The organism is Solibacillus sp. FSL K6-1523 (genome assembly GCF_038005225.1).
GTDB lineage: Bacteria > Bacillota > Bacilli > Bacillales_A > Planococcaceae > Solibacillus.
The window spans coordinates 2,447,906-2,459,850 of record NZ_JBBOSU010000001.1 but is presented as its reverse complement, the minus strand read 5'-3'; the positions used below and the strand labels follow the sequence as shown (position 1 = coordinate 2,459,850).

At 38.1% G+C, this 11,945-nt stretch carries 11 protein-coding genes; 9 read left to right on the top strand and 2 right to left on the bottom strand.

Annotated elements, in window-relative coordinates:
• Positions 1-8 precede the first annotated feature (8 nt).
• The 8 genes from MHI10_RS11650 (at position 9) to MHI10_RS11615 (ending at position 8,937) form a co-directional block, all read left to right on the top strand.
• Entirely contained in the window at positions 9-776 is a 768-nt protein-coding gene (locus MHI10_RS11650) for a 3-hydroxyacyl-CoA dehydrogenase (RefSeq protein ID WP_340785602.1), read from the top strand.
• Between the two features lie 82 nt (positions 777-858).
• Positions 859-2,010 carry a thiolase family protein gene (locus tag MHI10_RS11645; protein ID WP_340785600.1) on the top strand — a complete coding sequence of 384 codons (1,152 nt, stop codon included), beginning with the start codon at positions 859-861 and terminating at the stop codon, positions 2,008-2,010.
• Positions 2,011-2,378: 368 nt separating this feature from the next.
• Positions 2,379-3,152: an enoyl-CoA hydratase/isomerase family protein gene (locus tag MHI10_RS11640; RefSeq protein ID WP_340785599.1), complete on the top strand. Its 774-nt coding sequence runs from the start codon at positions 2,379-2,381 to the stop codon at positions 3,150-3,152.
• A 92-nt stretch (positions 3,153-3,244) separates the two neighbouring features.
• The gene (locus MHI10_RS11635) at positions 3,245-4,438 is read left to right on the top strand and encodes an acyl-CoA dehydrogenase family protein (RefSeq protein WP_340785598.1); all 1,194 of its coding nucleotides are present in this window, start codon (positions 3,245-3,247) and stop codon (positions 4,436-4,438) included.
• Positions 4,439-4,454: 16 nt separating this feature from the next.
• A complete protein-coding gene (locus MHI10_RS11630) occupies positions 4,455-5,591 on the top strand; it encodes an acyl-CoA dehydrogenase family protein (protein ID WP_340785597.1) in 1,137 nt (378 codons plus the stop codon).
• Positions 5,592-5,712: 121 nt separating this feature from the next.
• The gene (locus MHI10_RS11625) at positions 5,713-6,810 is read left to right on the top strand and encodes a TRAP transporter substrate-binding protein (RefSeq protein WP_340785596.1); all 1,098 of its coding nucleotides are present in this window, start codon (positions 5,713-5,715) and stop codon (positions 6,808-6,810) included.
• A 34-nt stretch (positions 6,811-6,844) separates the two neighbouring features.
• The gene (locus MHI10_RS11620; protein ID WP_340785595.1) at positions 6,845-7,930 is read left to right on the top strand and encodes a TRAP transporter substrate-binding protein; all 1,086 of its coding nucleotides are present in this window, start codon (positions 6,845-6,847) and stop codon (positions 7,928-7,930) included.
• A gap of 92 nt (positions 7,931-8,022) precedes the next feature.
• Complete coding sequence (locus tag MHI10_RS11615) at positions 8,023-8,937, top strand: NAD(P)H-dependent flavin oxidoreductase (protein ID WP_340785593.1); 915 nt, start codon at positions 8,023-8,025, stop codon at positions 8,935-8,937.
• Between the two features lie 111 nt (positions 8,938-9,048).
• Here the strand turns inward: MHI10_RS11615 and MHI10_RS11610 are convergent, their stop codons facing one another.
• Complete coding sequence (locus tag MHI10_RS11610; RefSeq protein ID WP_340785592.1) at positions 9,049-10,173, bottom strand: NAD(P)-dependent alcohol dehydrogenase; 1,125 nt, start codon at positions 10,171-10,173, stop codon at positions 9,049-9,051.
• A 279-nt stretch (positions 10,174-10,452) separates the two neighbouring features.
• Here MHI10_RS11610 and MHI10_RS11605 point away from each other — a divergent pair, with 279 nt between their 5' ends.
• The gene (locus tag MHI10_RS11605) at positions 10,453-10,872 is read left to right on the top strand and encodes a MarR family winged helix-turn-helix transcriptional regulator (RefSeq protein ID WP_340785590.1); all 420 of its coding nucleotides are present in this window, start codon (positions 10,453-10,455) and stop codon (positions 10,870-10,872) included.
• A gap of 257 nt (positions 10,873-11,129) precedes the next feature.
• On the opposite strand, the gene MHI10_RS11600 is transcribed toward MHI10_RS11605, so the two are convergent.
• On the bottom strand, positions 11,130-11,891 hold the full coding sequence (locus tag MHI10_RS11600) for an IclR family transcriptional regulator (RefSeq protein ID WP_340785587.1): 762 nt from the start codon (positions 11,889-11,891) through the stop codon (positions 11,130-11,132).
• Between the last annotated feature and the right edge of the window lie 54 nt (positions 11,892-11,945).

Sequence of the window (11,945 nt, the reverse complement as noted above, 5' to 3'; positions counted from 1 at the left end):
TAAGGAGAATGAAAATGAAAAATAATGTAGCAGTTGTAACAGGGGGCGCATCTGGACTTGGAGAAGCCACTGTGAGAAATATCGTGTCAAAAGGTGGAAAAGCGGTTATTTTGGATGTTCAAGCAGACAGAGGTAGCCAATTAGTAAATGAGTTAGGAGAAAATGTTTTATTTGTACAAACAGATGTTACAGATGAAGCAAGCGTACAATCCGCACTAGATCAAGCGGTTAAACAGTTTGGCAAGGTTAATGTCCTTGTAAATTGTGCTGGTATTGGTAGTGCAGCACGGACATATGGAAAAAAGGGTGTACATGAATTAGCTACTTTCCAAAAAGTAATTACAGTTAACTTAATCGGAACATTTAACGTGATTCGCCTTGCAGCGGAAGTAATGAGTGAAAATGAACCAAATAGCGATGGTGAAAGAGGAGTCATCATTAATACAGCCTCTGTTGCGGCATTTGATGGACAAATTGGTCAAGCAGCATATAGTGCCTCAAAAGGTGGAATTGTTGGTATGACTTTACCAATCGCAAGGGATTTAGCGGATATTGGCATAAGAGTATTGACGATTGCTCCGGGGCTTTTTGAAACACCGTTATTAAAGGGAGCACCTGAAAATGTAAAACAAGCTTTAGGTGCAATGGTTCCATTTCCGAAGAGGCTTGGAAAACCGGAAGAATACGGCTTGTTAGTAGAAAGTATTATTAAAAACCCTATGCTAAATGGAGAGACAATCCGCCTTGATGGTGCAATTCGAATGCAACCAAAATAATTTGTAGGCAATAGATAATCATTATGAAAGCGCTTTAAAACTCAGATTAATTATAAATTGAAACCTAGGGAGGAAGATGAATATGCGAGAAGCGGTAATTGTAGAAATGGTTAGAACACCAGTAGGAAGACGGAATGGGAGCCTTAGCGGAATTCGTGCCGATGAATTGGCAGCTAAACCTTTAGCAGAAGTAATTAAAAGAGCTGGAATTCCAGCATCATTAGTAGAGGACGTTATTTTAGGATGTGTATCACAGGCAGGAGAGCAAAGTGGAGATATAGCGCGAGTTGCGACTTTAATTGCAGGATTCCCAGTTGAGGTGCCTGGAGTAACAGTAGATCGTCAATGTGGTTCGAGCCAACAGGCAGTTGAATTTGCAGCGCAGGCTATTATTAGTGGGGATATGGATATTGTTATTGCTGGTGGAATAGAAAACATGTCGCGCGTTCCAATGGGGTCGAATAGACAAGGGGTTAAACCGAGTGAGCAATTATCTTCTAAATATGAATTGATTAACCAAGGGCGCTCCGCAGAACGAATTGCAGAGTTATGGAACATTAGTCGTGAAGAAATGGATGAATTCTCATTAGAAAGTCATCGCAAAGCAATTGTAGCGCGTGAAGAAGGCTATTTTGAAAGAGAGATTATGCCGATTGAAGTGACGTTAGAAGATGGGACGACTACGATTCTTAAGCATGATGAAGGCCCAAGAGCAAATACGAGTTTAGATAAATTGGCTTCACTTAAAGCTGCTTTCACTGAAGATGGTACGGTTACAGCGGGTAATTCAAGCCAAATTAGCGATGGTGCGACAGCAATTTTACTTATGTCTCGTGAAAAGGCTGAGGAACTCGGATTAAAACCAAGATTTAAAGTGCATACACGTGTTGTCGTAGGTTCGGATCCAACTTTAATGCTGACAGGACCAATTCCAGCAACGGAAAAAGCACTGAAAAAGGCGAATTTAACAATTGACGATATTGATATTTTTGAAGTAAACGAGGCATTTGCATCCGTTCCGATTGCTTGGTTAAAAGAAACAGGTGCAGACCCTAAGAAGTTAAATCCAAATGGTGGAGCGATTGCGCTTGGGCATCCACTAGGAGGAAGTGGTGGTCGTTTAATGATTACGATGATGCACGAGTTAGAGCGAACAGGTGGCAAATACGGGCTTCAGACAATGTGTGAAGGTAATGGTATGGCCAACGCGACGATTATTGAAAGATTAGATTGATAGCTTAAGATGACAAATATAGAAGAAAGTTATCTATATATGTTGCACTTATGAAACAACCATTCAAATAGAATGAAAATCTAATTAAGAAAACGTCGCCTCCCACGGCAGCGACGCACCATGTGCAGAAAGTTTCAGATTGCCAATTTTTAAATGGAGGCTGGCCTTGCACCAAGCACAAAGATGAGTCGTACAGATTTGTGCAACAAACCTGTGCGCCTCATGTGCTTAGACAGCCTAAACTAGCTAATACTTTATTAGAAGTTTTATGAGAACACTTACATGATAAGGATAGATTCTATTGTTCAACCTATATATTATAAATGTTATTTCTAATAGAAGAGAGAAAAGGGTGAGGTGGAAAAATGATGGACGTGTTACTAAAAGAAAAGAAAAATCAAATTCTTTATTTAACATTGAATCGGCCAGAGAAATTGAACGCGTTTTCAATGGAGCTCACTTCTAGTTTGATTACTGCACTAAAAGAGGCTGAGGCGGATGATGATGTGAAAGTAATCATTCTTACTGGAGCAGGCAAATCCTTTTGTGCAGGTGGTGATGTAAGTTCAATGGGAAGTAGAAGAGATCCTGCGACAGCAATTGCTTCAATGCAGAATACATCAAAGGTAACAAAGACGATCCTTCAACTCGATAAGTATGTAATTAGTGCCGTTCATGGATATGCAGCTGGGGCGGGATTTAGTTTGGCACTGGCCTCAGATTTTATCATTGCAGATCAACATGCACGCTTTGTCTCGAGCTTTAAAAACATAGGATTAGTTCCAGATTTAGGACTCATCAAGCTCTTATCAGAAAGGGTATCGTTGCCGATCGCAAAAGAGTGGATCTCATCTGCAAAAATAGTAAGTGCCGAAGAAGCCTATGCGGAAAGAGTAATTAATCGAATTGCAACGAAAGATTTATTGGAAGTGGCAACTGAATTTGCGCAGTTTATAGTTGATGGTCCCCCTCTTGCAAATAAATTTGTGAAATACATGTTAAATAATGCGAGTGACTTTTCACATGAGGCGAGCATTATGCAGGAAAATATTATTCAAACACTGATGTTTCAAACAGAGGATGCGAAAGAAGGCGTTCGAGCTTTCGCGGAAAAAAGATCCCCAGATTTCAAAGGGAAATAGGGGTATGTAATTTAAATTCAGAATATTCAATTAAAAATTCCGTGATAACATCTTTTTCATAAAAGAGATATATAAAGGGAGGAAAGTATTTTATGGACTTTTCATTTACATTGGAAGAAGAAAAGTTTCGAGATGAATTACGAACATGGTTAGAAGTAAACTTACCAGATGGCTGGATTGAAGGAACGTATGTAATGCCTGAAGATGATGCAACAAAAGGACCCTTTTTAAGAGACTGGCAACATAAATTATCTGAAGGTGGATGGGCAGGGATTTCTTGGCCGAAAGAGTATGGAGGAAGAGGCGCTTCACTCATAGAAGAGGTGATTTATGAACAAGAAATGGCTCGAGTGAAAGCACCCACAGTGTTGAATATTATTGGGACTGCGATGGTTGGACCGACATTGTTACAAATAGGGACTGACAAGCAAAAAGAGCAATATGTTCATAAAATTTTAAATGGTGAAGAGATTTGGTGTCAAGGCTATTCTGAACCAGGTGCGGGATCGGATTTAGCCGCTATTCAAACAAGAGCAGTGAAGCAAGGTGAAAATTGGATTATCAATGGGCAGAAAACTTGGACGAGTTATGCACATTTTGCAGATCGTTGTTTTGTACTCGCTCGGACAGAAGATACGGGTAAAAAGCATGAAGGAATTACAGCTTTTCTAGTAGATATACATCAAGAGGGTGTTGAAACCCAAACAATCCGATCAATTAATGATAAACGTGAATTTAATGAGATGTTTTTCGATAACGCGGTTGTTCACGAATCCGATGTCGTTGGAGAAGTAAATGATGGTTGGCGTGTTGGACTGATTTTACTAAGTCATGAGCGTGTTGGAGTTGCGAGACAAACATTTCGATTGCAGAAGTTGTTTGAAGAACTTGTAGACTTAACGAATAATTTAAAAAGAAACGGTAAACCTCTGATTCAAGATCCAATTGTACGACAGCAATTAGCAAGCTTCCGAGCAGAAACACGTGCGATACTTTTAAATTATTATCGTCATTTAACAGAGACAATTCGCAATGGACGACCAGGTCCTGAAGGTTCCATTGATAAATTGAACTCTAGTGAATTGACCCAAAGAATCTTATCATTTGCCGTTTCATTACAAGGAGAAAGCAGTTTGTTATGGAAAGAAGACGCACTCGTTTCAGCAAGTTGGCAGCAAGCTTATTTACGTGCATATGCCCATACAATTGAGGGCGGAACTTCAGAAATTCAAAAGAATATTATAGCGGAAAGAATTCTTGGATTACCAAAGGATATTAAATACTAATACGGGGGATGAAAAGATGGATTTTTCACTAAATGAAGAGCAACTGGAGTTTCAATCGTCTGCACGTCAGATTATAGAATCTAGAGGGGGTTTGCAACTTTCTCGCCAATATACGGAAGGTGAAGAAAATGTCCTAAATGACCTGTGGGCAGAATTAGGGGAGCTTGGTTATTTTGGGATTAATATACCGGAACAATACGGTGGTTTAGGGATGGGGGCATTAACACTTGTACCTGTACTAGAAGAAATTGGGCGTGCAGTACTACCAGGCCCTTATGCAGAAACAATGGCCTTTGGTACACCATTAATAAAGGCATATGGAACCCCAGAACAAAAACAAAAATACTTATCGGAAATTGCAGTAGGAAAAAGAAAAGTATCACTCGCATTGCTAGAAGAAAGTATAGATTTCCATCCTTCAACCTTGCAATTGGAAGCTCAGGAAGTTGATTCGGGTTATGTTATTACGGGGAAAAAACTCCTTGTTCCGAATGCGGATGTTGCGGATACACTCATTGTTCCAGTTCGAACAGGGGGAGGACACGGCGAGTATGGTATTTCCTTGCTACTCGTAGATCGCGAGGACACAGGATGGGAAATTGAGCGCTTAAAAAATCTAGATGAAACTAGAAATTTATTTAATGTGACGTTTAACAACGCTCATATTTCTGAGGAACAATTGTTAGGGACGAAAAATATTGCCTGGGGAATTTTACAGGAAGGTTTAGTTTACTTAAACGCAGCACTTTGTTCTACGATGGTTGGTGGAATCGAGAAAACCGTTGAAATGTCAACGGAGCATGGAAATACGCGAATGCAATTTGGGCAACCAATTGGAAGATTCCAAGCAATCAAACATCGAATTGTTGACATGAAATTAGCATTAGAAGGCTCGCGTTCCTTATCCTATTATGCAGCATGGGCTGTTGAAAATAAATCGGTAGAAATGATAGAAGCAGTTTCACTGGCCAAGTCCTACACTTCAGAATCCTACGTTAAAGTAGCAGGGGATAATATTCAAAACCATGGTGGTATGGGCTTCACATGGGAATTTGATTGTCACTTATTCCTTAAAAGAGCTAGGGCATTAGAAAATTATCTAGGGTCACCTAATGAACATCGAGAGAAAGTGGCTGAACAATTAGGCTGGTAAAGAGTTTTGTTTTGGAGTAATTGGAATCATTAGTTTCACGTATGTAGATAATTTTTTGAATTGATGTGAGTGTTTCTTTTTCTATATATATAGCAACTGAAAAATACGAGGGGGCTAATTGATGAAGAACTTTAAAGGATTATTCTTTATTTTATCAATGGTATTTCTATTATCAGCATGTAGTGAAGATGGTAAGGAGGCTAGTTCAGGGACTGCTAAAGAAGAAACATTCACTTTAAAGTACAACTCTGCATTCCTTCCATCATCGGAAGATTGGCAAGCGAAATCTTTAGCAACAGAAAAATTTGCTAAATTAGTAGAAGAAAGATCTGAGGGTCGAATAAAGATTGATATTTTTTATAGTAACCAATTGGCAGGTCAAGCTGAATCATTAGACGCCCTTGCAAAAGGGACAATCGATCTTCAAAATATTACGCCAGTTGCTTGGGGAGATAAAATTCCTGAAGGTAGTTTCACTGCTTTACCTTATTGGAATATAAATGAAGAACATTCATTATATATAATGCGTGAAACGGAAATTGGAGAGCAGTATGAAGAGGTCACGGAAAATTATGGTGTTAAAATTTTAAGTTATTGGCCAGCAAGTGCTACTGGATATATGTCTAATAAACCGATTCGTAACGTAAGTGATTTAAAAGGAATGACAATGAACATGAGTAGCGATTTATTAGCTGGCTTTTATAAAGAAGCAGGGATAGGAATTGCAACAATTCCGTATGCTGAGCAATATGAAGGCTTGCTACGAGGGACGCTTGATGGTATTCAATTCCCGTTCTCCTCTTTAAAAGATTATAAATTAGCTGAAGTAGTTGACTATATTACGAAGCCTGCAACGATTAGTCCAGCTTTAGGAATCGTTGCCATAAGTCAAAAGACGTTGAATAAGCTTCCAGAGGATCTTCAAAAAATACTCATAGACACAGCCCTTGAAATGGAAAATGAAGGAATTGCTGCTTCGAAGAGGTTAACAGAAGAGTCCATTCTTTATGCGCAAGAAAATAATGTTGAAATCGTCAATATGACGAAAGAAGCCTATGAAGAAATTCAGGAGCTACACAAAAAAACGACATGGGCTAATTATGCAACAAAGAATGAAAGAACAAAGAAAATGGTAGATTTACTTGATGAAGAAACAGAAAAGTGGAAGAAGGAAAATCCCGAGATGGTGGAGGAATTTGAAAAATCTCTCGGTAATTAATAAGTAACATTAAAAATACGAGGGGGGGTAAATGATGAAGCACTTTAAGGGATTAATTTTTATGCTATCAATTGTATTTATACTATCGGCATGTAGCGGAGATAGTAAAGTGGCCGGAGCTGAAGAAACATTCAAATTAAAATATAACTCAGCATATAGTCCTTCATTACAAGATTGGCAAGCGAAGTCAAAAGTGACAGAGGAATTTGTTAAACTAGTAGAGGAGAGGTCTAATGGACGTATAGAAATTGATGTTTTTTATAGTAATCAATTGGCAGGTCAAGCTGAATCATTAGATGCTCTTGCAAAAAGAACGATTGATTTTCAGAATATATCGCCGGCTGCTTGGGGCGATAAAATGCCAGAAGCTAATTTTGTGTCCATACCATTTTGGAATATGAATGAAGAACATTCGTTATATGTAATGCGTGAAACAGAAATTGGTGAATTGTTTGAAGAAGCTTTAGAAGGTCATGGTGTGAAACTGTTAAGTTATTGGACAGCAAGTGCTACTGGATTTATGTCAAATAAACCAATTAGCAGTGTGGCTGATTTTAAAGGACTTACAATGAACTTGACTAGTAGCTTGCAAGCAAATTTTTATAAAAAAGCAGGTGCGGGTGTTGCTTCTGTTCCGACTGCTGATTATTATGAAGCTTTACTGAGGGGAACGCTAGATGGAATTCAATTCCCTTTTTATGCATTAGATGATTATAAATTAGCTGAGGTTGTTGACTATATTACTACACCAGCTTCCGTTAATCCAGCTATAGGAGTTGTTGCAATTAGCCAAAAGACAATGGATAAGCTCCCAGAAGATCTTCAGAAAATTATTATAGACACTGCACTTGAAATGGAGAATGCAGGAGTACCTGGTTCTAAAAAGCATACAGAACAGTCCTTTAAATATGCAGAAGAAAATGGCATAGAAATAATAAAAATGACGAAAGAATCCTATGAAGAAATGAAAGAATTATTTAAGGAAACAGCATGGGAAGAGTTCGCAGCAAAAAATGACCGTACAAAGAAAATGATAGACTTACTTGAAGTAGAAACAGAAAAGTGGAAAAAGGAAAATCCCGAAATGGTGGAGGAATTTGAACAATCGCTCGGGAATTAAAAGTATAGGGAATCAACTGATGATTTGTTGAACCCTTCTTTTTAAAAATAATATGATTGTCAGCAGACAAGGAAATGTGAGGGTGATTGAAAATGAGTAAAATTCCTGTAATTGTTTCGCCAATGTTTTTAGTATCTACGACAGAAATGGTAATTGAAGCTGGAAAAGCAGGTGTAATCGGCTCTTTTCCATTATTAAATGCTCGTACTGCCGAAATTTGTGCGCAGTGGCTTATAGAAGTGAAAAATGGATTGGATAAAGATATTCCTTGGGCAGTGAATTTTATTTGTCATAAAACAAACAATAAACGTTATGATGTGGATCTAGAATTAATTCGGAAATACGAACCACCAATTGTCATTACTTCACTTGGACATCCTGGTGAAGTGATTGACATCGTTCATGCATACGGAGGGCTTGTTTATTCGGATGTGGCACATGTAAAGCATGCGAAAAAAGCAGCGCAAGCGGGAGTAGACGGCTTAATTTTAGTATGTGCTGGAGCAGGGGGGCACGGTGGGACATTGAACCCGTTCGCGTTCATTACAGCAGTGAAGAGTTTTTACAAAGGTAAAATTATTTTATCAGGAGCCATTTCAACGGGTGCAGATGTTGCAGCTGCACAGCTAATGGGTGCGGATTATGCCTATATTGGTACTCGTTTTTTAGCGGCTAAAGAAAGTAATGCACAAGAAGATTTCAAACAAATGGTCATTGAATCGACAATTGAAGATATTTTATATACAAATTCATTTAGCGGTGTCCATGCAAACTATCTCTTACCAAGTATCGTGAAAGCAGGACTGGATCCGGCTACACTACAACCAAAGGATAAGATAGACTTATCTCATTTGAACGGTGTAAAAGCCTTTAAAGATATTTGGTCTGCAGGGCAAGGGGTAACGAGTATTACGAAACGTGAAACAACAAAGGAAATTGTTGACTTATTAATTCAAGAATATAGCGCAGCATTGGAGAGCCTTAAAAAGGTTGAAGTGAAATTGTAGGAAGGAAGTAGGGAAGATAAACTACCTTAGTAAAGGATAAAAAAAAGGAGATGTCCAAGGAATATGGGCGTCTCCTTTTTTTTATCGTATTTAAGCAGCTAAATAGTTTTGTTAGTTACCTGGAGCTGTATAGGATTCATCCATAATGAGAATTGGTTTAATGACAGAGCCGCTAGTTGAATCTTTAGCAGCTTGGTTGATGTCCTCAAACGGATAAAATTTGACAAGCTGATCAAATGGGAAGCGGCCCTCTTTATAAAACTTCACTAATTGTGGTATAGAAAGTTGTGGCACGCTATCACCCATGACAACTCCAATTATGCTTTTGCTTCCTAACATAAGTTCAGATGTGATGTTGAGCTCGGTCTTATTTGTCGATACGGCGATTGGTGCAATAACTCCACCTCTTGCTAAAGAAGCTAAAGCACTTTTTATGACAGGTGCTACTCCTGTAGTATCAACCGCATAATTGACCCCTTGATTTGCTGTAATTTCAGCTATTTTTGCAATCGGATCTTCTACTTGGCTATTAATTGTATGTGTTGCACCGAGGCTTTTAGCGATTTCTAGTCGGCTGTCATGGATATCGACGGCGATGATTGTTGAACAGCCTTCTAGTTTAGCTGCCATCATTGCTGCTAAACCGACAGCACCTGTACCAAAAACAGCAATAGAAGAGCCTACTTTTGGCTTTAGTCCGTTGATTACTGTGCCGCTACCCGTTAAGAAGCCACAGCCTAATGGACCGACTAAGCGCAAGTCCACATCTGCATCAACTTTAGTTAGGTTATTTTCATGCACTAATGTATGTGTGGCAAAGGAAGAATGTCCGTAAAAGTTTTTTACAGGTGCATCGTCCTCTGTATAGAATGTATGGCTTCCATCATCACGTACACCTAAGAAATTTAATTTCATCCAATCATTACAGACTGCTGGATGTCCAGTTTGACAGCTCGGGCAATTCCCACAATATGCATAAGACATCGCAACTTGATCGCCTACTTTGAACTTTTTGACAGCATTCCCCACTTGTTCTATAATACCAGCCCCCTCATGGCCAAGTACAACAGGGAATGCAACGCTTGTTTGACCTTTTCTAATCGTCTCATCAGACATACACATACCAGATGCAACAATTTTTACAAGAACCTCATCTGGTTGCAATTCAGCTAATTTCAAATTACTTAATTCATACTCATCTCCAGGTGCATAGACAACAGCGGCTTTTACGTTCATCAAAATTCCCCCTTAATAGTAATAGTAAACTGAGCTTGTTAACATACTGCTGAAATTGATGGAACTTACTTTTTTCATAGTGAGCATAACTCTTCTATTAGGAAGTTCAAAGTAAAATTAAAATAGTTCGCGTAACAATTGTTTGTGTAGCAACTATTGTACGCGAAATTATAAACACTATTCTATCCATCCATTCAATAAGTATGAGATAATTATATTCTAGTAGCAGTTGTCTGTCTAGTTTAATAATTCAGATAATTACAAAAAGAGGTGGGTAATTTGAAAGGAATCGAAAAATACATAAGCTATTTAATCAATCATTCAGGTACAGTTCTTAATAGCGCTGTTAAAAAACAATTTGCACCTTTTAATTTGGCACCTGAACAAAGCCTCATATTAGCGGTTTTAAAACGAGAGAATGGGCTTACGCAACATGAAATAGGGGAAAGGTTAAAGAAAGATAAGGCTAATATTACAAGAATGGCAGATAACTTGGAGAAAAAAGGGTTTATACAGCGTGTTCGTGATCCGAATAATCGCCGCGCTTTCAATGTGTTTATAACAGCACAGGGAGAGGCAACATACGACGAAGTATTAGTTATATATAAAAAAATTAATGAAGAAATTTGCAGTAGGGTAACAGCAGAAGAATTAAGTGAATTTAAACGGATACTCGGTAAACTAACAAGTGAAAAATAAATGCTTTTCTAAGGAAGTCTTTATTCTGGAAGTTTTTCAATCCAAGGCAAAACAAAGTACAAATATTTCGAAATTAGCTCGTCTAGCACCTCTGAGAGAGAAATTACAGGTGACGGTTCATCGGCTAATGAAAATCAGGCTTACAAGCAATTAATAGTGCAGGTGCAGGTTAATAATTTAAAGTGAATCCATCAACAATTTACCTATAAAATAAAACGTCTAAAAGCATGATCATAACTCATACTTTTAGACGTTTTTTAGTTTGTGTAACCAAGCTGCAAGGAAATGATTTTAGCAGTTGCTAATATTTTCTCAGCCAAATCATTGTCAATTCGTTCTAATGTTATGCGACTACTTGGACCGGAAATGCTAAAACTTGCGATGATTTTACCTGAAAAATCATAAATAGGGGCTGCAATACATCGAATGCCTTCTTCGTTTTCAATGTTATCAAGTGCAAAACCTTGCTTGCGAATAGTGTTGATCTCCAACATTAAATCCTCAGTATTTAAAATGGTGTTATTTGTCTTCTTAGTATAATGAATTCGATTGGCGATGTTAGTTAGTTCTGAATCGCTTTTATCAGAGAGCATCATTTTTCCAACACCGGTACAGTACATTGGGGCACGACTACCGATGCGAGAATACATGCGAATTGTTTGATTGCTTTCTATTTTTTCAATATACACGACTTCTTCTTTTTCCTCGATGCATAGATGGATTGTTTCATTAATTTCCTCAACAAGTTTTTGCAATATAGGTTTTGCGATGGTAATCAAACTTGAATTACTTAAAATATTCCTTGATAAATACAGTGCGCGATAACTCAGTTTGTATCGTTCGGTCTCTTCATCCTGAATAACGTATTGCAATTCAATAAGAGTCGCTAATAGGCGGTGCACGGTACTTTTAGACAAGCCTGTATTACCTGCGAGTTTCGTAATTTGCATGCCATTTGGATGTTCAGATAATTGCTCCAGTATTACAAAAGCACGTTCGATGGATTGTACGATTGCCATAAATCTCAACTCCGTTCAATAATTTCCATTTCCATTATGGATGATATTTCAAAA

What these genes read in the sequence shown, in the direction of transcription:
- MHI10_RS11640 (WP_340785599.1), top strand. Translation starts at nt 2,379, where the DNA reads ATGGACGTGTTACTAAAAGAAAAGAAAAATCAAATTCTTTATTTAACA.
- MHI10_RS11600 (WP_340785587.1), bottom strand. Translation starts at nt 11,891, where the DNA reads ATGGCAATCGTACAATCCATCGAACGTGCTTTTGTAATACTGGAGCAA.
- MHI10_RS11645 (WP_340785600.1), top strand. Translation starts at nt 859, where the DNA reads ATGCGAGAAGCGGTAATTGTAGAAATGGTTAGAACACCAGTAGGAAGA.
- MHI10_RS11625 (WP_340785596.1), top strand. Translation starts at nt 5,713, where the DNA reads ATGAAGAACTTTAAAGGATTATTCTTTATTTTATCAATGGTATTTCTA.
- MHI10_RS11610 (WP_340785592.1), bottom strand. Translation starts at nt 10,173, where the DNA reads ATGAACGTAAAAGCCGCTGTTGTCTATGCACCTGGAGATGAGTATGAA.
- MHI10_RS11635 (WP_340785598.1), top strand. Translation starts at nt 3,245, where the DNA reads ATGGACTTTTCATTTACATTGGAAGAAGAAAAGTTTCGAGATGAATTA.
- MHI10_RS11615 (WP_340785593.1), top strand. Translation starts at nt 8,023, where the DNA reads ATGAGTAAAATTCCTGTAATTGTTTCGCCAATGTTTTTAGTATCTACG.
- MHI10_RS11620 (WP_340785595.1), top strand. Translation starts at nt 6,845, where the DNA reads ATGAAGCACTTTAAGGGATTAATTTTTATGCTATCAATTGTATTTATA.
- MHI10_RS11630 (WP_340785597.1), top strand. Translation starts at nt 4,455, where the DNA reads ATGGATTTTTCACTAAATGAAGAGCAACTGGAGTTTCAATCGTCTGCA.
- MHI10_RS11650 (WP_340785602.1), top strand. Translation starts at nt 9, where the DNA reads ATGAAAATGAAAAATAATGTAGCAGTTGTAACAGGGGGCGCATCTGGA.